Source organism: Streptomyces sp. NBC_00536 (genome assembly GCF_036346295.1).
In the GTDB taxonomy this organism is placed as follows: Bacteria; Actinomycetota; Actinomycetes; order Streptomycetales; family Streptomycetaceae; genus Streptomyces.
Genome location: NZ_CP107819.1, coordinates 2,614,123 through 2,640,040, shown reverse-complemented (window position 1 = coordinate 2,640,040; position 25,918 = coordinate 2,614,123). Strand labels below are relative to the sequence as shown.

23 protein-coding genes are annotated in these 25,918 nt (G+C 73.9%); 10 read left to right on the top strand and 13 right to left on the bottom strand.

Annotated elements, in window-relative coordinates:
* The first annotated feature begins 368 nt into the window (after positions 1-368).
* Both OHS33_RS11470 and OHS33_RS11465 read left to right on the top strand, forming a co-directional pair.
* The gene (locus OHS33_RS11470; protein WP_330330285.1) at positions 369-1,367 is read left to right on the top strand and encodes an ArsR/SmtB family transcription factor; all 999 of its coding nucleotides are present in this window, start codon (positions 369-371) and stop codon (positions 1,365-1,367) included.
* Positions 1,368-1,579: 212 nt separating this feature from the next.
* Positions 1,580-1,984: a VOC family protein gene (locus tag OHS33_RS11465; protein WP_330330284.1), complete on the top strand. Its 405-nt coding sequence runs from the start codon at positions 1,580-1,582 to the stop codon at positions 1,982-1,984.
* Here OHS33_RS11465 and nirD read toward each other — a convergent pair.
* Genes nirD through OHS33_RS11450 form a run of 3 tightly spaced genes read right to left on the bottom strand, consistent with a single transcriptional unit; the run spans position 1,981 to position 6,145 of the window.
* Entirely contained in the window at positions 1,981-2,352 is a 372-nt protein-coding gene (gene nirD / locus OHS33_RS11460; protein ID WP_330330283.1) for a nitrite reductase small subunit NirD, read from the bottom strand. The two genes, OHS33_RS11465 and nirD, sit on opposite strands and share 4 nt — an antisense overlap.
* Complete coding sequence (gene nirB / locus OHS33_RS11455) at positions 2,349-4,889, bottom strand: nitrite reductase large subunit NirB (RefSeq protein ID WP_330330282.1); 2,541 nt, start codon at positions 4,887-4,889, stop codon at positions 2,349-2,351. Before nirB ends, nirD begins: the two co-directional genes overlap by 4 nt.
* A gap of 2 nt (positions 4,890-4,891) precedes the next feature.
* The gene (locus tag OHS33_RS11450) at positions 4,892-6,145 is read right to left on the bottom strand and encodes an NAD(P)/FAD-dependent oxidoreductase (protein WP_330330281.1); all 1,254 of its coding nucleotides are present in this window, start codon (positions 6,143-6,145) and stop codon (positions 4,892-4,894) included.
* A 244-nt stretch (positions 6,146-6,389) separates the two neighbouring features.
* Between OHS33_RS11450 and OHS33_RS11445 the strand changes: the two genes are divergently transcribed.
* The 3 genes from OHS33_RS11445 to OHS33_RS11435 are packed head-to-tail and all read left to right on the top strand — an operon-like array spanning position 6,390 to position 9,070.
* Entirely contained in the window at positions 6,390-7,889 is a 1,500-nt protein-coding gene (locus OHS33_RS11445) for a ferredoxin reductase family protein (RefSeq protein WP_330330280.1), read from the top strand.
* A 17-nt stretch (positions 7,890-7,906) separates the two neighbouring features.
* Entirely contained in the window at positions 7,907-8,254 is a 348-nt protein-coding gene (locus tag OHS33_RS11440; RefSeq protein ID WP_330330279.1) for a hypothetical protein, read from the top strand.
* 36 nt (positions 8,255-8,290) lie between these two features.
* Complete coding sequence (locus tag OHS33_RS11435) at positions 8,291-9,070, top strand: sulfite exporter TauE/SafE family protein (RefSeq protein ID WP_330330278.1); 780 nt, start codon at positions 8,291-8,293, stop codon at positions 9,068-9,070.
* On the opposite strand, the gene OHS33_RS11430 is transcribed toward OHS33_RS11435, so the two are convergent.
* The 4 genes from OHS33_RS11430 to OHS33_RS11415 all read right to left on the bottom strand — a co-directional run bounded on the left by OHS33_RS11430 (position 9,042) and on the right by OHS33_RS11415 (position 12,632).
* Positions 9,042-9,641: a class F sortase gene (locus tag OHS33_RS11430; protein WP_330335012.1), complete on the bottom strand. Its 600-nt coding sequence runs from the start codon at positions 9,639-9,641 to the stop codon at positions 9,042-9,044. The genes OHS33_RS11435 and OHS33_RS11430 overlap by 29 nt on opposite strands.
* A 320-nt stretch (positions 9,642-9,961) precedes the next feature.
* Positions 9,962-10,504: a hypothetical protein gene (locus OHS33_RS11425; RefSeq protein ID WP_330330277.1), complete on the bottom strand. Its 543-nt coding sequence runs from the start codon at positions 10,502-10,504 to the stop codon at positions 9,962-9,964.
* Between the two features lie 170 nt (positions 10,505-10,674).
* Positions 10,675-11,952 (bottom strand): HAMP domain-containing sensor histidine kinase, encoded by a 1,278-nt coding sequence (locus OHS33_RS11420; protein ID WP_330330276.1) that lies wholly within the window; start codon positions 11,950-11,952, stop codon positions 10,675-10,677.
* 8 nt (positions 11,953-11,960) lie between these two features.
* A complete protein-coding gene (locus OHS33_RS11415; protein ID WP_330330275.1) occupies positions 11,961-12,632 on the bottom strand; it encodes a hypothetical protein in 672 nt (223 codons plus the stop codon).
* 69 nt (positions 12,633-12,701) lie between these two features.
* On the opposite strand from OHS33_RS11415, the gene OHS33_RS11410 reads away from it, so the two are divergent.
* Positions 12,702-13,187 (top strand): gamma-glutamylcyclotransferase family protein, encoded by a 486-nt coding sequence (locus OHS33_RS11410; protein WP_330330274.1) that lies wholly within the window; start codon positions 12,702-12,704, stop codon positions 13,185-13,187.
* A 15-nt stretch (positions 13,188-13,202) separates the two neighbouring features.
* Here OHS33_RS11410 and dnaG read toward each other — a convergent pair whose 3' ends face one another.
* From dnaG to OHS33_RS11390, 4 genes are all read right to left on the bottom strand, one after another.
* On the bottom strand, positions 13,203-15,158 hold the full coding sequence (dnaG, locus tag OHS33_RS11405) for a DNA primase (RefSeq protein ID WP_330330273.1): 1,956 nt from the start codon (positions 15,156-15,158) through the stop codon (positions 13,203-13,205).
* An 85-nt stretch (positions 15,159-15,243) separates the two neighbouring features.
* Positions 15,244-16,524 carry an NAD(P)/FAD-dependent oxidoreductase gene (locus OHS33_RS11400; protein WP_330330272.1) on the bottom strand — a complete coding sequence of 427 codons (1,281 nt, stop codon included), beginning with the start codon at positions 16,522-16,524 and terminating at the stop codon, positions 15,244-15,246.
* Between the two features lie 93 nt (positions 16,525-16,617).
* Positions 16,618-17,943 (bottom strand): deoxyguanosinetriphosphate triphosphohydrolase, encoded by a 1,326-nt coding sequence (locus tag OHS33_RS11395; protein WP_443065283.1) that lies wholly within the window; start codon positions 17,941-17,943, stop codon positions 16,618-16,620.
* A 110-nt stretch (positions 17,944-18,053) separates the two neighbouring features.
* Positions 18,054-18,992, bottom strand: coding sequence for a sirohydrochlorin chelatase (locus OHS33_RS11390; RefSeq protein ID WP_443065434.1), 939 nt, complete (start codon positions 18,990-18,992; stop codon positions 18,054-18,056).
* Between the two features lie 160 nt (positions 18,993-19,152).
* Between OHS33_RS11390 and OHS33_RS11385 the strand changes: the two genes are divergently transcribed.
* The 3 genes from OHS33_RS11385 to OHS33_RS11375 all read left to right on the top strand — a co-directional run bounded on the left by OHS33_RS11385 (position 19,153) and on the right by OHS33_RS11375 (position 23,049).
* Positions 19,153-19,848, top strand: coding sequence for a SanA/YdcF family protein (locus OHS33_RS11385; protein WP_330330270.1), 696 nt, complete (start codon positions 19,153-19,155; stop codon positions 19,846-19,848).
* A gap of 65 nt (positions 19,849-19,913) precedes the next feature.
* On the top strand, positions 19,914-20,678 hold the full coding sequence (locus OHS33_RS11380) for a glucose 1-dehydrogenase (protein WP_330335010.1): 765 nt from the start codon (positions 19,914-19,916) through the stop codon (positions 20,676-20,678).
* Between the two features lie 214 nt (positions 20,679-20,892).
* Positions 20,893-23,049, top strand: coding sequence for a molybdopterin oxidoreductase family protein (locus OHS33_RS11375; RefSeq protein WP_443065433.1), 2,157 nt, complete (start codon positions 20,893-20,895; stop codon positions 23,047-23,049).
* Here OHS33_RS11375 and OHS33_RS11370 read toward each other — a convergent pair.
* Complete coding sequence (locus tag OHS33_RS11370; protein ID WP_330330268.1) at positions 23,005-24,057, bottom strand: nucleotidyl transferase AbiEii/AbiGii toxin family protein; 1,053 nt, start codon at positions 24,055-24,057, stop codon at positions 23,005-23,007. The genes OHS33_RS11375 and OHS33_RS11370 overlap by 45 nt on opposite strands.
* The gene (locus tag OHS33_RS11365) at positions 24,054-24,671 is read right to left on the bottom strand and encodes a hypothetical protein (RefSeq protein WP_330330267.1); all 618 of its coding nucleotides are present in this window, start codon (positions 24,669-24,671) and stop codon (positions 24,054-24,056) included. The genes OHS33_RS11370 and OHS33_RS11365 overlap by 4 nt, the downstream gene beginning before the upstream one ends.
* Before the next feature lie 138 nt (positions 24,672-24,809).
* On the opposite strand from OHS33_RS11365, the gene OHS33_RS11360 reads away from it, so the two are divergent.
* Complete coding sequence (locus OHS33_RS11360; protein ID WP_330335009.1) at positions 24,810-25,907, top strand: RNA polymerase sigma factor; 1,098 nt, start codon at positions 24,810-24,812, stop codon at positions 25,905-25,907.
* The last annotated feature ends 11 nt before the right edge of the window (positions 25,908-25,918 follow it).

The window sequence follows — 25,918 nt, the reverse complement described above, 5'->3', positions numbered from 1 at the left end:
GCTGTTGTGTGGAGAACCGCGGTGCGGGAAGCGCGGTGCGAGAAGCGCGGTGTGAAGAAGCACATTGTTCAACCACTCTTTACGTCAGCAGGCGGTGGACGGATCCCCACCCGTCCACCGCCTGCTGACAATCTGCCGGGCACGTCGGCGCTTCCCGGTGCGACCGACCGCCAGGCCCCGCAAAGCCCCCCACGGCCTTCGCGGAGCGTTTCGGTCGCGCCGGAGTGTGCCCGGCGGAGTACAGGATTTCGGTTGTCACACCCCCGCCGAAAGGGGTTTCAACTGTGGCCGAAAGGGCGTGGTGACGTCGTGTGACGGCATGCATACTCGTGGGGCGGGGGGATTGCGGTTGCACAGGTGGGGGTTCGGTGCTTCGTATCCATTTCACTGGAGTGGACCTGGCACGCGTACGGATGGCAGGGCGTCCCGATGCGTTGTGGGAAACGATTCTCAGTTTTCACCGTTTAAGGGACCGGCGTGATGTCCGGTTGTTCGGTGAATGGCGTACAACAACGCGGAGCAGGTTGAATAGTGAAACACGTTTGCTCGGTGCGCTCATACCGAGTCGCGGCTATTTCCCGGATTTCCTGACCCCGGTCGAGGGTCAGTACGGATGGGACATGGGGCTCGACGCGCTGCGCGGGATCAGGCCCGAGCGGATGCGCCGGGAGCTCGTCGTGCTGGGGCAGGGGGCACAGCCCTCGCCGCGGCTGCGGGACTTCGCCGACGACGGCCCGCGGCACCTGCCGCGGCTCATGGACGAGCTGCGCGGGTACCACCGGGCGGCCGTGGAGCCGTACTGGACGCACATCCAGGCGCAGATCGAGGCCGAGCGGGCCGCCAGGGGCCGCGCGTTGCTCGACGGCGGGGCGGACGAACTGCTCGCCTCGCTGCCGCCGATGCTGCGGTGGCGGGCACCGGTGCTGGAGTGCGACTACCCGGTGGACCGGGACGTCCGGCTGCGCGGGCGCGGCCTGCTGCTCCAGCCGTCCTTCTTCTGCCGGCGCACGGCGGTGACCCTGCACGACCCGGAACTGCCGCCGGTCCTGGTCTACCCGGCCGCGGCGCAGCTCGCCTCGGCCCAGACCGGCGGCGAGGCGGCCCGGCCCGTGGAGGAGCAGCGCCAGCGGACCCTGGGCAAACTCGTCGGGCACACCCGCTCGGTGGTCCTGCGGGCCATCGGGGACGGGGCGACGACCAGTGAACTGGCCCGCCGGGCCGGGGTCTCGCTGGCCTCGGCCAGCCAGCACGCCTGCGTGATGCGGGAGGCGGGCCTGGTCACGACCCTGCGCCGGGGCAGCGCGGTGCTGCACACGGTGACCCCGCTGGGCGCGGCCCTGCTGAAGGGCGGCGCGGTGGCCTCGTAACGGCCCTCCGGGGCCCTGTGAGCGTCCCCGGGGCCCCTTCGCGGGGCCCCGGGGGCTTCATTTCTCCGGCCGCGGCGGTAACCGCGTGCCGGAACGAAAAGTTTTTCCGTGGAGCGATGAGTTTCCGGCGGGGCCGCGGTCTACCCCTCGCAAGCACCGGACACCGCTCCACGGGGGGCGGTGCGTGCGGGCTCTAGAGGAGCGATCCCGAGATGTCAACGATGATTTTCGTCAATCTGTCGGTCAAGGACCTGGACGCCAGCAAGGCGTTCTGGGCGAAGCTCGGCTACACCTTCAACGCCCAGTTCAGCGACGAGAACGCCGCCTCCATGGTCATCAGCGACACCATCGTCGCGATGCTCATGACCGAGGCCCGCTTCAAGGACTTCACCCACAAGGCCATCACCGACACGTCCACCTCCACCGAGGTGCTGCTGTGTCTGAGCGCCGAGAGCCGCACCGCCGTCGACGAACTGGTCGACGGGGCGGTCGGGGCGGGCGCCACCGAGCCCCGCGCCCCCCAGGACCACGGCTTCATGTACGGCCGCGCCTTCGAGGACCTCGACGGCCACACCTGGGAGATCATGTGGATGGACCCGGCGGCCGTCCAGGGCTAAGCCGTCCAAGCCGTCCAAGCCGTCCAAGCCGGCACCGAGGAGGTCGCGGCGGTCCGTACGGGGTACGTCCGGACCGCCACCGCCTCGTCGTCCAGGCACCGCCCCGTCGCCAGGTCGAAGCGCTGCTTGAGCAGCGGCGATGCCACGAACGGCCGCCCCTCCACGCATCCCACCAGCCCGCGCGAGAGCACCTGCGCCCCGGTGAAGGGGTCCTGGTTGCCGATGGCGTACGTGCGCCCCGCGCGGTCGACGAACACCGCGGCCTGGGTCCCGTCCGGCAGCAGGGCCGCCACCCCGCGCCCCGGGGTGAGCGCGGTGTACTCGCACACCGTCAGCCAGCCTTCCGCGCAACGCAGTTCCACGGTCATCGGGTCCCTCCCAGGGGCTCAAGGGTCAAGAAGGTCAGGTCGGGCTTGACCTGGTCGCGTTCCGCGACGAACTGCACGGTCGGGTCGGGGGCGCCGGGCGCGTTGACGAAGGACACGAACCGCCGCAGCCGCTCGGGGTCCTCCAGGGTCTCGGCCCACTCGTCCCGGTAGTGCGCCACGTGGTCGGCCATCAGGGACTCCAGCTCCCCGCACAGCCCGAGAGAGTCGTGGACGACCACGTCCCGCAGGTGCTCCAGACCGCCCTCCAGCCGCTCCAGCCAGGCGGAGGTGCGCTCCAGCCGGTCGGCGGTGCGGATGTAGAACATGAGGAACCGGTCGATCAGCCGGACCAGTTCGGCGTCCGAGAGGTCCTGGGCCAGCAGGTCCGCGTGGCGCGGGGTGGCCCCGCCGTTGCCGCCGACGTACAGGTTCCATCCGCTCGCGGTGGCGATCACCCCGAAGTCCTTGCTCTGCGCCTCCGCGCACTCGCGGGCGCAGCCGGACACCGCCGACTTCAGCTTGTGCGGGGCGCGCAGGCCCCGGTAGCGCAGCTCCAGGTCGATGGCCATGCGGACGCTGTCCTGGACGCCGTAGCGGCACCAGGTCTGCCCCACGCAGGACTTCACGGTGCGCAGCGCCTTGCCGTAGGCGTGCCCCGACTCGAACCCGGCCTCGACGAGGCGGGCCCAGATGCGCGGGAGCTGGTCGACGCGGGCGCCGAAGAGGTCGATGCGCTGGCCGCCGGTGATCTTCGTGTAGAGGCCGAAGTCCCGGGCCACCTCACCGATCACGATCAGCTTGTCGGGGGTGATCTCGCCGCCGGGGATCCGGGGGACGACCGAGTACGAACCGTTGCGCTGGAGGTTCGCGAGGAAGTGGTCGTTGGTGTCCTGGAGCGCGGCCTGTTCCCCGGCCAGTACGTAGCCGGGCGCGCCGACGGTCGGGGCGAGCGAGGCGATGATCGATCCGACGGTCGGCTTGCAGACCTCGCAGCCGTCACCGCCGCGCGCCGCCTCCCGGCCGTGGCTGTCGAGGAGGCCGGCGTACGAGGTCACGCGCAGGGTGCGGACGATCTCGTACAGCTCGGCCCGGGTGTAGGGGAAGCAGGCGCAGAGCCCCTTCTCAGCGGGGGCCGGGAGCAGCTGGCCGATCACCTTGACGCAACTTCCGCAGCCGGTGCCCGCCTTGGTGCACTTCTTGACCTCGGGCAGGGTGGCGCAGGCGGTGATGGCCTTCTTCGTGACGTTGTGGCAGGAGCAGATGACCGCGTGGTCGGGCAGCGAGGCGGGCCCGAGCTGGACGGCGGAACCGATTCCGGCGGGCAGTACGAGCTGCTCGGGCGCGGCGGGCGGCACGCTGCCGGTGAGCGGCCGCAGCAGCCCGTAGGAGTCGGCGTCACCGACCAGGACCCCGCCGAGCAGGACGCCGTCGGGGGAGACGACGAGCTTCTTGTAGATGCCGGAGCGGGAGTCGGAGTACACGACGTCGAGGCAGCCGGGGGTGGCGCCGTGGGCGTCACCGAAGGAGGCCACGTCCACGCCGAGCAGCTTGAGCTTGGTGGAGAGGTCGGCGCCGGTGAACCGCTTGTCGCGGCCCAGCAGGTCCTCCGCGGCCGTCTCCGCCATCTCGTAGCCGGGCGCGACCAGGCCGTAGACCCGGCCGTCGGTGGCCAGGGCGCATTCGCCGATCGCGTAGACCCGCGGGTCCGAGGTGCGGCAGTGGGCGTCGACCCCGATCCCGCCGCGCTCGCCCACCTCCAGCCCGGCGGCGCGGGCGAGCTGGTCGCGGGGGCGGACCCCGGCGGAGAAGACGACGAGTTCCGTCTCGACCGAGGACCCGTCGGAGAGCGCCATCCCGCTGACGGAGCCGTCCGCTCCGGTGAGCACCTCCTGGGTGCCGACACCGGTGTGCACGGTCAGGCCCATCGACTCGATGGTGCGCAGCAGGGCCGCGCCGCCGCCGTCGTCGATCTGCGCGGGCATCAGCCGGGGCGCGAACTCCACGACCCGGGTGGCCAGTCCGAGCCCCTGGAGCGCGCCGGCCGCCTCCAGGCCCAGCAGGCCGCCGCCGATGACCGCGCCGCTGGTGCGGCCCTTCGCGTACGCCTCGATGGCGAGGAGGTCCTCGATGGTGCGGTAGACGAAGCAGCCGGGTGCGTCCTTGCCCGGTACGGGCGGCACGAAGGGGTAGCTGCCGGTCGCCAGGACCAGCACGTCGTACGGGAAGACCCGGCCCGAGCGGGAGGTGACCGTGCGGGCCTCCCGGTCGATGTGCTCGGCGGGGTCGTCGAGGTGCAGCTCGATCCCGTTCGAGGCCATGAACCCCTCGGGGGTCAGCGACAGGTCCTCGGCGGAGCTGCCGGAGAAGTACGAGGTGAGGTGGACGCGGTCGTAGGCCGGGCGCGGCTCCTCGCAGAGCACGGTGATCCGGTGGGTGGCGGTCGCGCCGCGCTCGGCGAGCGCCTCCAGGTAGCGCTGGCCGACCATCCCGTGCCCGATGAGCACGATCGCGGGGGTGGGCGTCGTGGATGCGGCCATGTTCAGGAGCCTCCGTCGTCGGTGAGCAGGTGGGAGAGGTCGTCGTGCGCGCGCAGGGGCTCGTCGCCCTCCCAGCTGCGGGCGAGGGCGCCCACGGTGGAGAGTTCGCCGAGCAGGACCCCGCCGACCAGGCGGTCGCCGCGGACCACGACCTTGCGGTAGGTGCGCCGGGTGGCGTCGGAGAGCCGCAGTACGTCGTCCCCGGGCAGCGGGGTGGTCTCGCCGAAGGCGGCGAGGTCCAGGGGGCGCGGTCCGGCGGACAGGGTGAGCCGGGTGAGGGCGCGGGTGCCGGTGTAGTCCGGCCGCCCGGATCCGCCGTGGGCGCCGCCGGTGAGGAGGGACGCGAGGGCGTCGGCCTGCTCCAGTGCGGGCCCGGCGAGGCCGTACACGCGGCCCGCGTGTTCGGCGCAGTCGCCGATGGCATGGATCCGCGGGTCGCTGGTCCGCAGCCCGTCGTCGACCACGACGCCGTTGCGTACGTCGAGGCCCGCGGCCCGGGCCAGCCCGGTGCGCGGGCGCACCCCGCAGGCCAGGACGACGAGATCGGCGTCGAGGCGCAGGCCCACGGCGAGGTCGACGCCCGTGACCCGGCGCCCGGCGCCGTCCGCCCGGGTGGCCAGGCCGCGCACCCGGCACTCGGTGTGGATCTCGACGCCGAGTTCGCCGAGGTGGGCGTGGAGCAGGGCCGAGGCGTCCTCGTCGAGCTGGCGCTCCATCAGCCGGGTGCCCTGCTGGGCCAGTACGACCCGTACGCCGCGTTCGGCGAGGGCGCGGGCGGCGGACACGCCGAGCAGCCCGCCTCCGATGACCGCCGCGTTCAGCCCGGGGCGGGCGGTGACGGCGCGGTCCAGGGCGAGGCAGTCGTCCATGGTGCGGAAGGCGTGCACCCCGTCCGGCAGGTCCCGGCCGTCGGGCTCGAACAGGCCGCGCAGGGGCGGCAGCACCGGGTTGGAGCCGGTGGCCAGGACCAGGGCGTCGTAGCGGTGCGCGCCGCCGTCGTCACAGTGGACCGTCCGGTCGGCCCGGTCGATGCGGACCGCCCGCACGCCCCGGCGCAGCGCCGGGCCGGGGGCGGGCAGGGCGGTCACCTCGGGGGCGTACCGGCCCGCGAGGACCTCGGCCAGCAGCACCCGGTTGTAGGGGACGTGCGGTTCCTCGCCGAGGACGGTCACCGCCGCGTCCCCGCCGAGCCGGGCCGCGAGCCGCAGGCCCGCGAGGCCGCCGCCGATCACCACCACACGCTGTTGCGAGGTCATGGCGTCAGCCTGCGCGCCCGCTGTTTCCCTGCCGCATCGCCGCTGTTTCCCGGACGGAACACGCATCTCAGCGCCCGGGGCGCGGGGCCGTGAGGCCTGGGGGGAGGGGGCGGAGGCCCGGGGCAAGGGGCCGTGAGGCGTTGCGGGGCGGCGGCGGGGGCCCGGATTAAGGGGCTGTGAGGCGTTCCTCAAGGCCGCCTTAAGGATCATCCGGAGGGGGGTGCGGGCACCTAGCGTGGCCCGCATGCGAGATGCGGTGGGGCAGGGCGTGGGGCAGGGCACGGCGGTGGACCCGCGGGTGCGCGGCGCCCTGGGGGCGGCCCCGGGCGCGGACGGGACGGCGGCGGGCAGGGTGACGGGGCGGGTGACGGGCCCGGCGGGGCGGGTCCGGGGTGCGGTGGGTGCCGACGGGACGGTGGCGGGGCGGGTGCGGGGTGTGGCGGGTGTGGACGGGACGGTGGTGGGGCGGGTCCGGGGTGCGGTGGGGGCCGGGGCCGCGCTGGTGGTCCTCCTGTGGGCCGTGCAGGTGCACCCCTCCGCCCGCCCCGACGCCCTCTTCGCGACCGCCGCGCACCTCACCGGCCTGCTCGCCGGGTACGGGGTCCTCGTCATGCTCTTCCTGATGGCCCGGGTGCCCGCCGTCGAACACGGGGTGGGCGCCGACCGGCTGGCCCGCTGGCACGCCTCCGGCGGCCGGCACGTCCTGCTGCTCTGCTTCGGCCACGCCCTCTTCGCCCTGCTCGGGTACGCCGTCCACGGCGGGCTCGACGTGCTGTCCGCGGCCCGGGACCTCATGGGCTACCCGGCGCTCGCCGCTGCGGCCGCCGGGACCGGGCTGCTGGTCTGCGTCGGGGTGACCTCTGCCCGGGCGGTACGCCGCCGGGTCTCCCACGAAACCTGGCGCGGGGTGCACCTGCTGGCCCACCTCGCCGCCGCGCTCGCCTTCGTGCACCAGCTCGCGGGCCCCGACCTGCGCCCCGTCGGCTGGTTCTGGGCCCTCGCGCACACCGTGGTCGCGGTCCTGCTGCTCTGGTACCGGGGCGTGGTGCCCGTGCGCCAGGCCCTGCGGCACGCGCTGCGGGTCCTGGAGGTGCGCGACGAAGGGCCCGGAGTGGTGTCCGTGGTCATCCACGGCGCCCACCTCGCCGAACTGCACGCCGAGCCGGGCCAGTTCCTGCGCTGGCGGTTCCTCCGGCGGCGGCTGTGGCACACCGCCCTGCCGTTCTCCCTGTCCGCCCCCGTCCGGGGCGACACGCTCCGGATCACCGTGAAGGCGCTGGGCGGCCACACCCGCCGGATCCGCAGGCTGCGCCCCGGCACCCGGGTGCTCGCCACCGGCCCCTTCGGCGCGCTCACCGCGGCCCGCCGGACCCGGCCGCGGGTGCTGCTCATCGCGGGCGGGGTCGGGATCACCCCGATGCGGGCGCTGTTCGAGACCCTGCCCGGGGGCCCCGGGGAGATCACCCTGCTCTACCGGGCGCGGGCCGAGGAACACCTCGTCCTGCGGTCCGAACTGGAGGCCATCGCCGCCGGGCGCGGGGCCCGGCTGCACTACCTGCTCGGGCCCTCGGACGCTCCGTACGATCCGCTGGCGGCGCGGGCGCTGGCCGACCTGGTGCCCGGGCTGGCCGAGCACGACGTCTACCTGTGCGGGCCGCCGGGGATGACCCGGACGACGAGGGCCGCGCTGCTGCGGGCCGGGGTGCCCGGCGGACGTATCCATTCCGAATGCTTCAGTTCCTGATGTCCGAGGAGTTTCCGATGTCCCGGACCCCGAGAGGCCTCCGCGTCATGCGTCACCCGCTGCACATCGCCCTGCCCGTCGCCGGGCCCGTCACCGGTCCCGTCGCCGGGCCGGAGGCAGGCGCTCCGACCGCCCGGGCGGCCCGGGCGGCCCGTGCCCGGCACCGCAAGCCACCGGCGCACCTGGCGCTGTGGGCCGCGCTGAGCGCCGTACCGCCCGCGCGCCGGGTCGCCGCCGGGCTCGGCCTGGCCAGCGTCCTCGCCGCGACGGTGCTGACGGCCGCGGTGGAGCCGTCCGCTCCGGTCGCGCCTGACCGGAATCCCGCTGCTCCAAGCTCAAACCTTGCGCAAGTTTCCAGGGATTGATGGCCCTTGCACCCACCGGATCCATAAGGTCAGGCCGTGCCTGACATATCAACAACCATGATCATCGTGCTGTGCGCGGCCGCGGCCGCCGCGGGCTGGATCGACGCGGTGGTCGGTGGCGGCGGACTGCTGCTCCTGCCCGCCCTGATGCTCGGCCTCCCGGCGAACGTACCGCTGACGCACGCCCTCGGCACCAACAAGGCGGTGGCCATCGTCGGCACCACGGGTGCGGCGGTGACGTACGCCCGCAAGGCCCCGGTCGACGTGGGCATCGCGGCCCGGATCGGCCTGGCCGCGATGGCCGGGGCCGCGGGCGGGGCACTGCTCGCGGGCGCGTTCAGCAAGGACACCATGCGCCCGGTGATCATGGTGGTCCTGCTGCTGGTCGCCGCGTTCGTGATCTTCCGCCCCGGCTTCGGATCCGCCCCGGCCACCGGCCCCGTCAGCCGACGGCGCGTCGTCGCCGCGATCGGGCTGGCCGGTCTGGGCATCGGCTTCTACGACGGCCTGATCGGGCCCGGCACCGGCACCTTCCTCGTCCTCGCGCTCACCGCACTGCTCCACCTCGACCTGGTCACCGCCTCCGCCACCGCCAAGATCGTGAACGTCGGCACCAACGCCGGGGCGCTCGCCGTCTTCGCCTCCAAGGGCCAGGTGATGTGGCAGCTGGCCGCCCTGATGGCCGCGTTCAACCTGATCGGCGGGATGGCGGGCGCCCGGATGGCACTGAAGAAGGGCAGCGGCTTCGTGCGGGTCGTGCTGCTGACGGTGGTCTCCGCGCTGGTCGTCAAGCTCGGTCTGGAGCAGTGGGGCTGAGGGCTTCCCGGCGGGTGCCGGTGAGGTGGGCGAAGACCACCACGTTGCCCTGGTAGCCGGTGCGCGGCGAGAAGCCGCCGCCGCAGGTGATCACGCGCAGTTCGGCGCGCGGCGCGGGCCCGTAGACCAGCCGGTCCGGGAAGGCCCTGGCGTCGTACACCTCCACCGCGTGCACGGTGAACACGGCCGTACGTCCGTCCGCGCGGGTCACCTCGATCACGGCCCCGCGGCGCAGCGCGCCCAGCCGGTAGAAGACCGCCGGGCCCTTGGCCGTGTCCACGTGCCCGGCGAGGACCGCGGTGCCGACGGCGCCCGGGGTGGTGCCGTCGCGGTACCAGCCGGCCAGGTCGCGGCGGGCGGGCGGCGGTGCCGCCAGGCTGCCGTCCGGCTCCAGGCCGAGCCCGGTCAGCGCGGCGTCCACCCGGATGGCGGGAATCCGGATCCGCCGGGGCGGGGAACCGGGGAGCGGGTCGAAGTCCCGCGGGGTGAGGGGCCTCGCGGTGAGGGCGTCCGCGGCGGACGGCCGGGGCGGATGGACCGGCTCGGCGGAGCCGCTGGTGACCAGCCAGATGCCGACGCAGGCGGCGAGTACTACTAGCCCGCCGCGACCGGTACGGGACCCGGTGCGGGGGGCCGCGAGGCGGCGGTGGTGCGGGTCGGGGTTGGGGTCCCGGTCCGGGTCGGGGCCCGGGTGGCGGTGGTGGCGGCGGTGGCCGGAGGTGCGCATGCGTGCCCCCTTGGTGCCTGTGGTGCGGGTGCTTCAGGCCTTGCGGGTCTTTCCTGTGGAAGGTGGCCGTCGCCCGGTCCCGCGAACGGGGGGGACCTCGCGGGAGCGGGCGACGGCGGGGCGGTACCGGTCGGACCGCGGCGGGCAGCCGCGGTGGGCGTCCGTCAGCTCCGCGTGCCGCTCGCCCGGCGACGCGTGAGCCAGGTACCGCCGACGGCGGCCACGGCCAGCACTGCCGCTCCCGCCGCGATCTTGGTGGGGTCGGCGGTGGTCGTCGTACCGCCGCCCACCCCCGTCCGGACGTGACCCTGCGGGCCGCGTTCGGTGACGACCAGGTCGCCGGTGGCGAACTTGCCGTCCGCGCAGGTCGCGCCGATCCCGTAGCTGCCGGGCCGGGTGTCGCGGGAGACCTGGAACTGCCCCACGACCACCTCCTCGTGGGTGCCCGGGGTCAGCTTGAACCGGCCGCCGCCCACCGTGGTCGCGTCGCCCTCGGCGTGGCTGCCGGGCCCGCAGGCGGAGGTGTTCACGGTGACGGTGGTGCCGGGGACGGCCGACTTGGGCCAGATCTCCAGCGGCGCGAAGTCCCCGGGGGCGAAGCTCCCCACGCCGAAGTCCGCGGCGGCCACCGCTCCCGCGACCGGACCGGCGAAGGCGACGGCGGTCAGTGCGGTGGCGGTGAGCACGTGGGCGGTGCGTCGGCGCATGGGGGCTCCTGGGAAACGGGGTCGTGTTCCGAGGTAAGCCCGGGTGTGCGCGCGGCGCCTCCTGATGAAATGTCAGATTCTGCTCCGGTTCGGGCGTGTCCCCGCATCACGGCACGTCAGACGCGCTCCACGGCCATCCGGGTACCCCCGCCCCGTCCGGGTGACGGCGCTCAGCCCGGCGCCGGACCCGGCGGGAGCGTGACCAGGGCGTGCGCGCCCCCGTCGGCCGGATTGGACAGTTCCACCCGGGCCCCGATGACCTGGGCCTGCCCCAGGGCGATGGTCAGGCCGAGGCCCGTGCCCTGTCCGCGCTCGACCGTGCCGGTCAGGAACCGCTGGGGCCCCTCGTGCAGCAGCTGCGCCGGGTAGCCCGCCCCGTGGTCCCGCACCGCGACCGTGGTCCCGCGGACGGTGACCTCGACCGCGCCGCCGCCGTGCTTGCGGGCGTTGACGAGGAGGTTGCCGAGGATGCGCTCCAGCCGCCGCACGTCCGTCCGTACGTACGCCCCCGCACCGTCCGCGAACGTGATCCCGGCGGCCACCCCCGACCGCTCCGTGATCGAGGTGACCAGCGGACCCAGCCGGTGCACGTCCAGCGCCGCCTCCTCCCGGTTCGAGTCCAGCCGCGCGACCTCCAGCAGGTCCTCGGTGAGGCTGCGCAGCGCGGCCACCCGGTTCCGTACCAGCTCCGTCGGCCGGCCCTCGGGCAGCAGCTCCGCCGCCGTGTGCAGCCCGGTCAGCGGGGTGCGCAGCTCGTGCGCGACGTCCGCGGTGAACCGCTGCTCCGCCTCCAGCCGGCCCTGGAGGCTGGCCGCCATCGTGTCCACGGCCGAGGACAGTTCGGCCACCTCGTCGCGGCCCCCCGGCACGCCCGACGGCCCGATCCGCGCGTCGAGGTCGCCCTCGCTGATCCGGCGGGCCGTCTCGGCCGCCGTCCGCAGCTCCCTGCTGAGCCGGCTGGCCAGCAGCGACCCGCCGACGGCCGCGAGCGTGACGACCACGATGCCGTAGGCCACGAGCTGCCGGTCCAGATCGGCCAGTTCCTCCTGCTCCGCCTCCAGCGACTGGCAGACGGACAGCACGTGCCGGCCGCCGACCGGGCGGGCGGCCCAGACCGAGGGGTGGTCGCCGCTCAGGTCGAGGTAGGTGCTGCGCCGCCCGGCGAGCGCCGTGTCGCGCAGCGGGCCCGGGAGCCGCTCCGAGTCGATCTCGGCATAGGTCTCGCCCGTCTTGTCGGGGTCGAGCCGGCCCGTCAGCTCGTACACCTGGCGGACCCGGATCAGCTGGTTCGTCGCGCTCGACCGGGCGGCGTCGGCCACCTGGTGGGTGCGGGCCCGGTGGATGAAGACGCCGATGGTGACCGCGACCAGCGAGCACCCGACGGCGAGCAGGACGGCGATCTTCCAGCGCAGGCCGAGCGCCTGGAGGCGGCGTCGGCAGTGCGTCACCCAGCGCCTCACTTGCGGGTTTCCCAGCCGGAGCCGAGGGCGGGCGCCGAAGTGCTGTACCGCTTCTCCTCGCTGACGACCGTCATCCGGGCGCCGTCCCAGCGGAACCGGGCCGCCTGTTCGATGCCCTCGTCGGTGTTCGTCCGTACGAGCAGGTCCGTGCCCATCGCTTCGACCTCCATGCGCAGGCCGGTCGTGAACATGATGGGCACGACCCGGTCCTTGACCACCGTGTAGACGGTGAGGACCGAGCGGCCGCTCTCGGTGTCGGCGGCGGCGATCAGCTCCTGGCGGCCGTCCCCGGTCAGGTCCTGGTAGACGGGCGGGCGGATGCCGGCCCGGCCCGGGGCGCTGATCGGGCCGCGGTAGGCGTACGCGCGCATCAGCGGGTCGGCGCGCAGGATCTCCAGGTGGTTCATTGCCTTGAGCCCGCCCTCCTCCGGTACCTCGGGGCCGTTCTCGAGCGGCTGGGGCGGGGGCACCTTGGTGCTGACCTCCACGCCCGGGGCCCGGTCCGAGTGCTCGGTCCAGGCGGGCCAGAGCGGCTCGGGCCGGGGCTGCGGCGAGACGGGCGGCGCCGGTTCACCGGAGGCCAGTCCGCCGGGCGTGGCGCAGCCGCCGACGGCGAGCGCGCAGGCGCACAGCAGGGCGGCGGACAAACGGCGGGGCGGTCGGGTCATGGGGGAGGGGAGCCGTCGGGTGAAGGGGCGTGAGTACGGTGGTTCCGTTCTATTCGAAGGGGGTCACCCATGGCATCGGCCGATCGGCCAGAGCAACCGCAACCGCAACCGCAACCGCGACCGGACACGGAACCGGAGGAGCTGCCCTTCTTCGTCTACGGCACCCTGCGCCCCGGCGAGGTCAACCACGACGCCTTCCTGCGCGGCCGCACCCGAGCCGAGGAGCCCGCGCGGCTCCCGGACGCGCTGCTCTACGACGGCCCGGGGTATCCGTACGCCGTCCAGTGCCCGGGGGCCCAGACGGCCGGGGAACTGATCTCGGCGGCGCCGGGGCAGTACGCGCGGCTGCTGGCGGAGCTGGACCGGCTGGAGGAGTACCACGGGCCCGCCAGCCCGCTGAACCTCTACGAGCGGGTCCGCCGCACCGCCCTGCGCCCCGACGGGACCGGGGCCGCGGCGTGGGTCTATTTGGCGGCCCCGGCGCTGGCGGCGGCCCTGGCCGCGTCCGGCACACCGATCCCGGACGGAGACTGGCTCGCCCGGTCACGGCATTAGGTCATCGGGAGCGGGTCACAGGCCCTCGGCGCCGCGGTTGCGCAGCCGCTGCCCGTACTGCTGGAGCACCCACAGCTCTTCCTGGACGGCCGCGAGCTGCTCGGCCGGGGCGTTCGGGCCCAGCCGGGACAGAGTGCCCTGGATGTCGTGGACCCGGCGGTCGACCGCGCGCAGCCGGACCTGGACCAGCTGGACCCCGGCGTAGATCTCGTCCACCGTCTTGGCGTGGATGGCCTCCACCGCCAGCTCGGTGACCAGGGAGCGGACGGTGTCGTTGGGGGCCGCGTCACGGACCCGGGCGAGGTAGTCGTCGGTGCCCAGGGAGGCGCCGCCCGCGTCCTGGATGGCCTGGCGGACCGTCGCGTAGGGCGGGGCGGTGAACTCGTCGGGCCCGTAGGCGTCGAAGGCGGGGGAGACCAGGGCCGGGCGCTGGAGGGCGAGCTTGAGCAGCTCGCGCTCGGTGCGGTGGGCCGGGCTGCGCAGGTTCAGCGCGGGGCCCGGGGTGTGCGCGGCCGGTTCCGGGGCGCCCTGGGCGTGGGCGGGCCGGTTCCGGCCGCCCTGCTGGTGTCCCGGTCCCTGCTGGTGTCCCTGACCCTGGCCCTGACCCGGTCCCTGTCCGGGGCGGCCGCCGCGCTCGCGGGCCCAGCGGGCGACCTGGGCGACCCGCTTGACCACGAACTGCTCGTCGCGGATGCCCAGCATGCCGGCGAGCTGGACCGCCGACTCGTGCTGGATCGCGATGTTCTTGATCGCCGCGACCACCGGGGCCGCCTCGTCGAGCGCGGCCGCGCGGCCCGCCGGGTTCTCCAGGTTGTGCCGGGCCACCATCTGCCGCAGCGCGAATTCGAACAGGGGGGTGCGCGAGGACACCAGCGCGGCCACGGCGGCATCGCCCTCGGCGAGCCGCAGGTCGCAGGGGTCCATACCGCCGGGCGTGATAGCGATGGAGGTCTCGGCGGCGAACTTCTGGTCGTCCTCGAAGGCCCGCAGCGCCGCCTTCTGCCCGGCCGCGTCACCGTCGAAGGTGAAGATCACCTCGGCCGTGGCGTTGTCCATCAGCAGACGCCGGAGGATCTTGATGTGGTCCCCGCCGAAGGCCGTGCCGCAGGTCGCGAGGGCTGTGGTGACCCCGGCCAGGTGGCAGGCCATCACATCGGTGTAGCCCTCGACGACGACCGCGCTGGAGGTCTTCGCGATCTCCTTCTTGGCCAGGTCGATGCCGTAGAGGACCTGGGACTTCTTGTAGATGGGGGTCTCGGGTGTGTTGAGGTACTTGGGCCCGTTGTCGTCGTCGCGCAGCTTGCGCGCGCCGAAGCCGACGACCTCGCCGGTGATGTCGCGGATGGGCCACATGAGGCGGCCGCGGAAGCGGTCGATGGGCTTGCCGCTGCGGCTGTCCTGGGACAGGCCGGAGAGGATCAGTTCCTTGTCGGTGAATCCCTTGCCGCGCAGGAACCGGGTGAGGTGGTCCCAGCCGGCCGGGCTGTAGCCGACGCCGAAGTGCGCGGCCGCGGCCTGGTCGAAGCCGCGCTCGGCCAGGAACTTCCGGCCGATCTCGGCTTCGGGGCCGTCCAGCTGGTCGACGTAGAACACGGCGGCCGCCTTGTTCGCCTCGACCAGCCGGATGCGCTCGCCGCGCCCGCTCTGGCCGGGGGTGTAGCCGCCCTCTTCGTACCGCAGGGTGATGCCGGCGGTGCCCGCCAGCCGCTCGACCGCCTCCGAGAAGGAGAGGTGGTCGATCTTCATGATGAAGTCGAGGGTGTCCCCGCCCGCCTGGCAGCCGAAGCAGTGGTAGAGCCCCTTGCTCGGGCTGACCTGGAAGGAGGGGGACTTCTCGTCGTGGAAGGGGCAGAGGCCCTTGAGGTTGCCGCCGCCCGCATTGCGGAGCTGGAGGTACTCGGAGACGACGGCGTCGATCGGGACCGCGTCCCGGACCGCCTTCACATCGTCGTCGTTGATCCTGCCTGCCACGCGTGAAGTCTACGGCCGGGCTCGGACAATCCCGCCCGCCGCCCTCCCCTTCCTCCCGGCCCTGCCTCTCGGGGGCCTCGGCGGCCTACCCGGCCCGCTCCGCGGACGTGACCAGCGAGGACAGCGGAACGGTCGGGTCCGCCAGCGCGTCACGGTCCACTTCCACCCCGGCGCGGATCAGCGCCTGGATGGGCTCGGTGACATCCCACACGTTCACGTTCATGCCGGCCAGCACCCGGCCCTCGGACAGCCAGAAGGCGATGAACTCGCGCTTGGCCACGTCCCCCCGGATCACCACCTGGTCGTAGGCGCCGGGCGGGGCGTACCCCGAGAACTCCAGACCCACGTCGTACTGGTCGGAGAAGAAGTACGGAACCCGGTCGTACGAGACCTCCTGGCCCAGCATGGACCGCGCCGCGGCCGGTCCGCCGTTGAGCGCGTTCGCCCAGTGCTCCACCCGCAGCCGGGTCCCCAGCAGCGGATGGTGGGCGGCGGCCACGTCACCGGCGGCGAAGATGTCCGGGTCGGAGGTGCGCAGCGAGGCGTCCACCGCGATGCCGCCCCCGTGCTCCCGGTCGACCAGGGCCAGCCCGGAGGTCTCGGCGAGCGCGGTGCGCGGCGCGGCGCCGATCGCGGCGAGCACCGCGTGGGCCGGGTGCTCCTCGCCGTCGTCGGTGTGGGCGGCCAGGACCATGCCGTCCCGCCCGCTGATCTCGGTGAGGCGGCCGCCGAAGTGGAAGCGGACGCCGTGGTCGGCGTGCAGGTCGGCGAAGACCCGGCCCAGCTCCGGGCCGACCACCGCGTGCAGCGGGGTCGCCTCCGGTTCCACGATGGTGACCTCGGCGCCGTACCCGCGGGCGGCGGCCGCGACCTCCAGGCCGATCCAGCCCGCTCCGGCGATCAGCAGGTGGCCGTTCTCCCGGCCCAGGGTGGCGAGCACCCCGCGCAGCCGCTCCGCGTGGGCGAGGCGGCGCAGGTGGTAGACCCCGGCCAGATCGGTGCCCGGGATGTCGAGGCGGCGCGGCTCGGAGCCGGTGGCCAGCAGCAGCCGGTCGTAGTGCACGACGGTGCCGTCGCCGAGGACCACTTTCTTGGCGTCCCGGTCCAGCTGGACCGCGGGCTGACCGAGGTGGAGTTCGATGTCCGCACGGGCGTACCAGGTCGGTTCGTGCACGAAGACGCTCTCGCGCTCCTCCTTGCCCGCGAGGTACCCCTTCGAGAGGGGCGGCCGTTCATAGGGGTGGTCGCGCTCGTCGCCGATCAGGATGACCCGGCCGGTGAACCCCTCCGACCTCAGTGTTTCGGCCGCTTTCGCTCCGGCCAGCCCTCCGCCGACGATGACAAACGTCCGGTGTGCGTCGACCACCTGATGCCTCCTCATAACCTCTCCGCCACATGCGACCACATGCGAGCGTCCCGCACTGAGCCTGCCGCGTGAAGGGGGAATGGCCCGATCGGCTCACCTCCCGGCGCGTCGCGGGCGCAGCGCGACACGGGAGTGCAGGGAGCGGGCGGCGGCGTCCGTGAGGCAGGCGATCTGGTCGATGACCGCGCGTTTACGGGCCTTGTCGTCCGGTGCGGCGTCGAAGATCGCGCGGAACTGGGGGTCCAGGCCCTCCGGGGCGCGGGCGCTGAGGCCCTCGGCGAGTTCGGCCAGGACGATGCGCTGGTCGGCTCGCAGGCGTTCCTGTTCGTCGCGCTGCATGACGTACAGGTCGGCGACGGCCTTGAGGACGGCGCACTCGTTGCGCGCCTCGCGGGGGACCACCAGCTCGGCGGCGTACCGGGTGAGGCGGCCGGTGCCGTACGCCGCGCGGGTGGCGCCTTCCGCGGCCAGGCAGAAGCGGCCGATCAGCTGGCTCGTGGCGTCCTTGAGGCGGGCCTGGGCGACCGCGGAGCCGTCATAGCCGTGCGGCCACCACTCCTGTTCCATCAAACGGTCGAGGGCCGCGCTCAGTTCCCCGGGATCGGTGTCCGACGGTACGTAGCGCCCGATGGCGACCCGCCAGATCTCGTCCCGCTCGGGCTCGGCGAAGAGCATGTTGGGGTCGAGGTGCCCCGCGTGCAGTCCGTCCTCGAAGTCGTGGACGGAATACGCCACGTCATCGGCCCAGTCCATCACCTGGGCCTCGAAGCACTTGCGGTCGGCGGGCGCGCCGCGCCGCAGCCACTCGAAGACCGGCAGGTCGTCCTCGTAGGCGCCGAACTTCACCGAGCCGGGATCGGTGGGGTGCCCGCCGCGGGCCCACGGGTATTTGGTGGCCGCGTCCAGGCAGGCCCGCGTGAGGTTCAGGCCCACGCTGACCAGCTCGCCGGTGTCCGGGTGCGGGGCGAACCGCTTGGGCTCCAGCCGGGTCAGCAGGCGCAGCGACTGGGCGTTGCCCTCGAAGCCGCCGCAGTCCTTGGCGAACTCGTTGAGCGCTTCCTCGCCGTTGTGCCCGAAGGGCGGGTGGCCCATGTCGTGCGAGAGGCAGGCGGCCTCGACGAGGTCCGGGTCGCAGCCCAGCGCCCAGCCCAGCTCCCGGCCGACCTGCGCGCATTCCAGGGAGTGCGTGAGCCGGGTACGGGGGCTGGCGTCCCAGTCGTAGGAACGGGTGCCGGGGGTGACCACCTGGGTCTTCCCGGCGAGGCGGCGCAGCGCGGCGGAGTGCAGCACGCGGGCGCGGTCGCGCTGGAAGGCGGTCCGGCCAGGACGTTTGTCGGGCTCGGTGGCCCAGCGCTCGGTCGCGGCCGGATCGTACGCGGTGGGTGACGGGACGGGTGTGGTGCCTTCCATGCCTTCCATGCTCAGACGTTAACCGGAGACACCGACAATCGGAGCAATCCGAATGAACTCCGGCCAAGCGCCGGACGGGCGTCTCCCGGGCGTCAGCCGGGCGCCGGACGGGCGCCGCCCTACGCCGGGGCCAGTTCCCGCTGGTCCGGGGCGGGGTGGGGGAGGCCCGCGGGCCATCCGGCGAGGGCCGCGTCGTAACGCCGCAGGACGAGCCGGGCGAGCGCCGGGTGGGCGCCGAGCGGGGCGGCGGCCGGGCCGCGGGCGGCCGACGCGCACTGCGCGGAGAAGCGGCCCGGAGCGGTGAAGTACGAGGCCACGGCGGCCCGGTGGTGGCCGCGGGCGGTGAGCGCGCGCAGCGCCTCGGGCACTCCCGGCGCGGCGGCCGAGGCGTGGGCGGCGACGACCGGGACCCCGCCGAGGCGCTCGGAGAGCAGGGCGGCGGTGCGGCGGGTGTCGGCGGCCGCGTCCGGGTCGCGGGATCCGGCGGCGGCCAGGACGACGGCCGTGCCCGGTGTCCAGCCGGCTTCGAGCAGCCGGTCGCGCAGCACCTCGACCAGCAGGGGGTGCGGGCCGAGCGGGGCGGCGACGCGCACGCGCAGGTGGGGCGCGCGGGCGGCGGCCGCGGGCAGGTCGTGCTTGACGTGGTGGCCGCGGCCGAGGAGCAGCGGTACGAGCACGGCCGCGCCGGGGTCGAGGGCGCCGAGGGCGGTGTCCAGCAGGGGTTCGTTCAGCTCGATGTGGCCGAGCCGGACCCGGAGGCGGGGGCGGAGGTCACGGACGCGGTCGAGCAGGGCCGTGACGGTGTGCAGGGCGCGGGGGTCGCGGCTGCCGTGGGCCACGGCGACGAGGGTGGGCTGCTGCATGCGTGGGCTCCGTGGGGCCGGGCCCCCGGCGGTCGCAGGCCGCGGAGCTGGGTGCCGAGCTGGGCCGTGATCCGGGTCAGCAGGTCCGCGGTGGTGGCGGGGGGAAGCGGGAGGGGGAAGGGCAAGGAGGAGCGGAGGGGAAACGATTCGGGAGGGTGCGCGGGCTCCGTCATGGACCGATCCTGGCGGGTGCAGGTTGCCGGGTCGTTGCGCGGGCGTGACGGGTCTTTACCAGCTACTCACCCGCTCATTCGTACGGGTGAAAGGCGGGGTGGGTGGAACTGGGGGGCGGCTCCGGTTCGTCAGTCTGTGCGAATGGCGTGGAGGGTACGGAGAGGGCACGGGGGGATCGGTCATGGGGTTCAAGCTCAAGGTGCGGTGGGGCAAGGCGCGGTGGGGCACGGTGCGGACGCGGCGCCGGGTGGTCCAGGGGGTGATGCTCGGGTGCGTGCTCGCGCTGCTGCCCTCGGCGTGGACGCACGCGGCGGCCGCGGACCGGCTGCGCACGGTGGCGGACGCACCGGCCGCCGAGGTGGCCGTGGTCTTCGGGGCGGGCCTGTGGGACGGGCAGCCGACCCCGTATCTGGCGAACCGGCTGGACGCGGCCGCCGCCCTGTACCGGGCGGGCCGGGTCAAGGTCGTGCTGGTGACGGGGGACAACAGCCGCGCGGAGTATGACGAGCCGGACGCGATGCGTGGGTATCTGACGCGGCACGGGGTGCCGGACGCGCGGATCGTCAGCGATTTCGCCGGCTTCGACACGTGGGACTCCTGCGTGCGGGCCCGGGAGATCTTCGGGGTGCACCGGGCGGTGCTGATCAGCCAGGGCTTCCACATACGCAGGGCGGTGGCGCTGTGCGAGTCGGCGGGTGTCGAGTCGTATGGGGTGGGGGTCGACCAGGCGCACGACGCGACCTGGTACTACGGCGGCATCCGCGAGGTGTTCGCCTCGGGCAAGGCCGTGGTGGACGCGGTGTTCGAGCCGCGGCCGCACTTCCTGGGACCCAAGGAGCAGGGGGTGTCGCGGGCCCTGGCCGCTCTGGCAGACTGACGCCGCTTGGCGTGTATATGCCGATTAGTCATATCCCTGTCTGTAAGAGGTGTGGAACCGTGGCTGTGGTTGATCTGAGCGGCAAGGTCGTCGTCATCACCGGTGGGGCCCGAGGACTGGGCGCCGCGGCCGCGCGGGCCGTGGTGGACGGCGGGGGCAAGGTGGTGATCACCGACGTGCTGGAGGCCGAGGGCGCCGCCACCGCCGAGAAGCTCGGCGCCGCCGCGCGCTTCATCCGGCACGACGTGACCAGCGAGAGCGACTGGCAGGCCGCCCTCGACCACGCGCTCACCGAGTTCGGCCGGATCGACGGGCTCGTCAACAACGCGGGCATATCCACCGGCCAGTTCCTGGAACACGAGAGCGTCGAGCACTTCCGCCAGGTCGTCGAGATCAATCTGGTCGGTGTCTTCATCGGCATCAAGACGGCGATACCGGTGCTCCGGGCGCAGGGCGGCGGCTCCATCGTCAACATCTCCTCGGCCGCGGGCCTCACCGGCCTCGCGCTCACCGCCGGGTACGGCGCCTCCAAGTGGGGGGTGCGCGGCCTGTCGAAGATCGGAGCGGTCGAGCTGGCCGAGGCGAAGATCCGGGTCAATTCCGTCCACCCGGGCATGACGCTCACCCCGATGACGGCGCCCGTCGGCATCGAGGCCGGAGAGGGCAAGTACCCCGGCACCCCGATGGGCCGGGTCGGCGCCCCCGAGGAGATAGCCGCGGCCATCGCCTTCCTGCTCTCCGACGCCGCGGGCTACATGACCGGTGCCGAGCTGGCCGTGGACGGCGGCTGGACGGCCGGGCTCACCGTCCGCCACCTCACCGGGCAGTGAACCGGGCGCTGAGGCCGCCGAACCGGAGGCGTAACGGGGCGCGGCGGCCCGCGTAACAGCCCGGCCGCAGGGTGGCCGTATGCACCCTCGGGACGTCGACCCCTCCGGCACCGCCGACAGCACTGGCAGCACCTCGCGGCTGCGCCCTGCCGGGGCTCCGGCCGCGGGCGGAGCCGTCGCCACGCACTGCCCGTACTGCGCCCTGCAGTGCGGTATGAACCTCCGACCCGAGCCGGGCCCGGAGGGCGTGGGCGCGAGCGTGGTGGTGGAGGAGCGCACGGACTTCCCCGTCAACCGGGGCGCGCTGTGCGGCAAGGGGCGCGCCGCCCCCGCCGTGCTCTCCTCCCGGGTGCGCCTGACCCAGCCGCTGATGCGCACCCACGCCGGGCAGCTGGCACCGGCCACCTGGGAGGAGGCCCTCGACGCCGTCGCCGAGGGCCTGGCCCGCACGGCCCGCACCCACGGGCCGGACGCCGTCGGGGTGTTCGGCGGCGGCGGGCTCACCAACGAAAAGGCCTACGCGCTCGGCAAGTTCGCCCGGGTCGCCCTGCGGACCTCGCAGATCGACTACAACGGCCGCTTCTGCATGTCCTCGGCCGCCGCCGCCCACCAGCGCGCCTTCGGCCTCGACCGGGGTCTGCCCTTCCCCCTGGAGGACATACCGCGCACCGGCTGCGTGATCCTGGTCGGCTCCAACCTTGCCGAGACCATGCCACCCGCCCTGCGCTACCTCACCGAGCTGAAGGAGAACGGCGGCACGCTGATCGTCATCGACCCGCGCCGCACCCGCACCGCCGACCAGGCCGACCTGCACCTCGCCCCGCGTCCCGGCACCGACCTCGCGCTCGCGCTCGGCCTGCTGCACCTCGTGGTCGCCGAGGGGCACACCGACGAGGAGTTCATCGCCTCCCGCACCACCGGCTGGCCCGAAGCCCGGGCCGCCGCCATGGCCCACTGGCCGGAACTGGTGGAACGCCTCACGGGCGTTCCGGTGCCCCGGCTCCGCGAGGCGGTCCGGATGTTCTGCGCCCCGGACACCGCCATGGTGCTCACCGCCCGCGGGCCCGAGCAGCAGTCCAAGGGCACCGACACCGTCGGCGCGTGGATCAACCTGTGCCTGGCGACGGGCCGCGCGGGCCGCCCGTACTCCGGCTACGGCTGTCTCACCGGCCAGGGCAACGGCCAGGGCGGCCGCGAACACGGCCAGAAGGCCGACCAGCTCCCCGGCTACCGCAAGCTGACCGACCCGGCCGCCCGCGCACACGTCGCCGGGGTGTGGGGGGTGGACCCGGACAGCCTGCCCGGACCCGGGCGCAGCGCGTACGAACTCCTCGACGCGCTCGGCACCGACGTCCGGGCCCTGCTCCTCATGGGCTCGAACCCGGTGGTGTCCGCCCCGCGCGCCGCCCACATCGAGGACCGGATCCGCTCGCTGGACTTCCTGGCCGTCGCCGACGTGGTGCTGTCGGAGACGGCGGCCCTGGCGGACGTGGTCCTGCCCGTCACCCAGTGGGCCGAGGAGAGCGGCACCACCACGAACCTGGAGGGCCGCGTGCTGCTGCGCCGCCGGGCCCTCACCCCGCCGCCGGGGGTCCGCAGCGATCTGGACGTCCTGCACGGGCTGGCGGGCCGCCTCGGGGTCGAGAAGGGGTTCCCCACCGACCCCGAGGAGGTCTTCGAGGAACTCCGCCGCGCCTCGTCCGGCGGCCCCGCCGACTACGCGGGCATCTCCTACGCCCGCATCGAGGCCGAACAGGGCGTCTTCTGGCCCTGCCCGGCGGCCCCAGAGGCGCCGGCCACCCCCGACGCCCCGGCCACCCCCGACGCCCCGGCGGGTTCCCCCGGCCCGGAGCATCCCGGGACGCCGCGCCTCTTCCTCGACCGGTTCGCCACCGAGGACGGGCGGGCCCGGTTCGTGGCGGTCACGCACCGGGACGCCGCCGAGATGCCGGACGCGCAGTACCCGGTGCTGCTCACCACCGGGCGGGTGGTGGCCCAGTACCAGTCCGGGGCCCAGACCCGGCGGGTGGACGAGCTGAACGCGGCCGCCCCCGGCCCCTTCGTCGAACTCCACCCCCGGCTCGCGGCCCGCGTCGGCGCGCAGGAGGGCCGCCCCCTGGCCGTGGTCTCCCGCCGCGGCCGGGTGGTCGTCCCGGCCCGCATCACGGACACCATCCGCGCGGACACGGTCTTCATGCCCTTCCACTGGCCGGGCGAGGGCCGCGCCAACACCCTCACCAATGCGGCCCTGGACCCGGTCTCCCGGATGCCGGAATTCAAGGTCTGCGCGGTCCGCCTGGAGGCCCCGTCACCGCAGCCATCGCCGTCATCGCCCGGCCTCCTCGAAGACCGGCCCCAGCCGGGCCAGTAGCCGCCGCGCGCACCCCTCCGCGGTGTCGTCGGGTCCGGCCGGGCCGAGCCCGGGGTACTCCTTCCGGAACTCGTCCCAGTCGGCGTTCGCGAATCCCGCGAACGCCTCCGGGGTGATCGGCAGCAGGCCGCCCTCGGCCTCCCACTCCCCGGACCGCCGGAACACGTCCTCCAGCAACGCGTAGGGCAGGGCGCAGTGTTCGGCCAGCAGCGCCGCGTCGTAGAGGTCCTTGCCCTGCGGGTACATGTCGCAGGCCAGCCACATCAGCTTCCAGGCCAGCGAGAGTTCCTTCGTGGCGCCGAGCAGCCGGACCCCGGCGACCCGGACCGGTTCGGGCACGACGGGGAGCGGCTCGTTGAAGACGAAGTCCAGCTGGACCTGACCCCCGGGCATCCCCGGCGCCGACCAGGGGAGCACGAGGCGGCGGCCCGGGACGCGTTCGTACGTCCAGATGTACTCCGAGACGGCCGCCGCCGCCGGCATGACCGGCCCCGCGCCCTGCCCCGCGTCCCCCTCGCCGCCGTGCGGCCCTCCCGCCAGCTCCTCGGCCGCCGCCGCGATCTCGGCCAGCATCCGGCCCGTCCGCTCCTCCTCGATCCGCCAGTCGGCGGGGACGACGACGAAGTCCAGGTCGTGCGGCTCCCGCGCCGCCGGGCCGAACCACCGCTTCATCAGCATGCTGCCGCGCAGCACGAGCGAGTCCGCCCAGCCCGAGGCGGCGACGGCCCGCAGCGCGATCTCCATGGCGGTGCGCCGGGTCCGGAGCCAGGCCTCGCGCTCCGCGGGGTCGGAGATCGCCGGGTCCAGCGGGCGGTAGGCACCGGCGAAGTGCTTGAGGGCCGGGTCGAACCCCACGCCGCCCCGGTCCCTGTCCCTGCCCCCGGGGCCCCCGTCACCCGTCACCAGGGTCCGGGGGTATTCGTCCGCCCGCCGCCGCTGTTCCGACTCCGGCTCCGCCGGGTCGTCCGGCCCGCCGGGGATCGACGGCTTCCATTCCGTACCGCTCATCGCGCGCCCTCCCGTGTCCATTCGTCCTCGATCCACCCGTCGTCCACCGACGGGTCGCTGTCGTACAGCACGAACTCCCGCTCCTCCGAGCTGACTTCGTAGCCCGCCTCCCGTAGCTCCGCGACCAGCGCCGCGCAGGCCGACGCGGCCGCCCCCCGCGTTCCGCGGCACCGCTGGGTCACGAACCGCTCGTGGTGGTCCCCGTCGCCCAGGACCCGGCGGGCGTTCCACGACAGGTGGGCCCCGTGCGGGGTGACCAGGTCCTCCAGGGCCGTCCGGTCGAAGGCGGCCGGCAGGCGCAGCCTGAGGTGGTGCTCGAAGTAGCCGCCTCCCGGGCCCGGGAGGTGCGTCGTCCAGGGCACCGTCTCCACCTTGACCCGCACCGGATCGAATCCGGCCATCCGCAGCTCGGGGAGCAGGGCCCGGTACCCCGTGCGGTCCGGCAGGGTCAGCATGGGCTGCGAGACCATCCGGCCCCGGGTCAGGACGATGTGCGTCAGCTTCAACCGCCGCTCGCCGGACCAGCTTTCGAGGCGCGCCAGGGCCGCCGGATCCGGGCAGCGCACGGTCACGTGGGTTTCGTACGAGGACATGGTGCCGATCATCTCGGACATGCGTCCGACCCGCATCGGGGTTCTCGTCGGGGGGTAACCATCCGGTCACGCACCGGACTCAGAAAGTGTCCGCACGCCCCTCGTGGCAGAGATGTGTCGTACCCCACACTGAGTTGCGGTGCCTGAGTCCTCGGAGCCCTGGAGGTCGCCCCCGTGCAGACCCAGACCCTGTCCGTGACCGAACCCGCAGTGGCGCCGGATGCCGCAGACGCCGCGGAAGAGCCCGAGCCCGAGGTCGAGGCCGTGGACGAAGAGCCCGAGGCGCCGGAGTCGATCGAGCTGGTGCCGACGCAGCGCAGGCGCAGCGACAGCAGTGCCGGAGGCGGGCCCTCCGCCGATCTGTTCCGGCAGTACCTGCGCGAGATAGGCAGGATCCAGCTGCTCACGGCGGAGGAAGAGGTCGAACTCGCGCGGGCCGTCGAGGCGGGGCTGTTCGCCGAGGAGAAGCTGGGCACCGGGAGCGGCCTCGACACCCGTCTCGTCCTGGACCTCGACAAGCTGGTCGTCATGGGCCGGATGGCCAAGCGCCGCCTGATCGAGGCGAACCTGCGGCTCGTCGTCTCGGTCGCGAAGCGGTACGTCGGCCGCGGGCTCACCATGCTCGACCTCGTGCAGGAGGGGAACCTCGGGCTCATCCGGGCCGTTGAGAAGTTCGACTACGCCCGCGGGTACAAGTTCTCCACCTACGCCACCTGGTGGATCCGGCAGGCCATGTCCCGCGCACTGGCCGACCAGGCCCGCACCATCCGCGTGCCCGTCCACGTGGTGGAGCTGATCAACCGGGTCGTCCGCGTGCAGCGCCGCATGCTGCAGGAGCGCGGGTACGAGCCCACGGCCGAAGAGGTCGCCGCCCACCTGGAGCTGACGCCCGAGCGGGTCCTGGAGGTGCTGCGGCTCGCCCAGGAGCCGGTCTCGCTGCACGCCCCCGTGGGCGAGGAGGACGACGTCGCCCTCGGCGACCTGATCGAGGACGGGGACGCCGCCTCGCCCGTGGAGTCCGCCGCGTTCTTCCTGCTGCGCGAACACCTGGAGGCCGTGCTCTCCACCCTCGGCGAACGCGAGCGCAAGGTGGTCCAGCTGCGCTACGGGCTCGCCGACGGCCGCCCCCGGACCCTGGAGGAGATCGGCCGGATCTTCGGCGTGACCCGCGAGCGGATCCGCCAGATCGAGTCCAAGACCCTCAACAAGCTGCGCGACCACGCCTTCGCCGACCAGCTCCGCGGCTACCTGGACTGAGAGGGGACGAA

Coding starts and splice junctions, on each gene's coding strand:
- OHS33_RS11465 (WP_330330284.1), top strand. CDS start 1,580: ATGTCAACGATGATTTTCGTCAATCTGTCGGTCAAGGACCTGGACGCC.
- nirD (WP_330330283.1), bottom strand. CDS start 2,352: ATGACCGTGGAACTGCGTTGCGCGGAAGGCTGGCTGACGGTGTGCGAG.
- nirB (WP_330330282.1), bottom strand. CDS start 4,889: ATGGCCGCATCCACGACGCCCACCCCCGCGATCGTGCTCATCGGGCAC.
- OHS33_RS11450 (WP_330330281.1), bottom strand. CDS start 6,145: ATGACCTCGCAACAGCGTGTGGTGGTGATCGGCGGCGGCCTCGCGGGC.
- OHS33_RS11445 (WP_330330280.1), top strand. CDS start 6,390: ATGCGAGATGCGGTGGGGCAGGGCGTGGGGCAGGGCACGGCGGTGGAC.
- OHS33_RS11440 (WP_330330279.1), top strand. CDS start 7,907: ATGTCCCGGACCCCGAGAGGCCTCCGCGTCATGCGTCACCCGCTGCAC.
- OHS33_RS11425 (WP_330330277.1), bottom strand. CDS start 10,504: ATGCGCCGACGCACCGCCCACGTGCTCACCGCCACCGCACTGACCGCC.
- OHS33_RS11415 (WP_330330275.1), bottom strand. CDS start 12,632: ATGACCCGACCGCCCCGCCGTTTGTCCGCCGCCCTGCTGTGCGCCTGC.
- OHS33_RS11410 (WP_330330274.1), top strand. CDS start 12,702: ATGGCATCGGCCGATCGGCCAGAGCAACCGCAACCGCAACCGCAACCG.
- OHS33_RS11395 (WP_443065283.1), bottom strand. CDS start 17,943: ATGGAAGGCATGGAAGGCACCACACCCGTCCCGTCACCCACCGCGTAC.
- OHS33_RS11385 (WP_330330270.1), top strand. CDS start 19,153: ATGGGGTTCAAGCTCAAGGTGCGGTGGGGCAAGGCGCGGTGGGGCACG.
- OHS33_RS11375 (WP_443065433.1), top strand. CDS start 20,893: ATGAACCTCCGACCCGAGCCGGGCCCGGAGGGCGTGGGCGCGAGCGTG.
- OHS33_RS11370 (WP_330330268.1), bottom strand. CDS start 24,057: ATGAGCGGTACGGAATGGAAGCCGTCGATCCCCGGCGGGCCGGACGAC.
- OHS33_RS11365 (WP_330330267.1), bottom strand. CDS start 24,671: ATGTCCGAGATGATCGGCACCATGTCCTCGTACGAAACCCACGTGACC.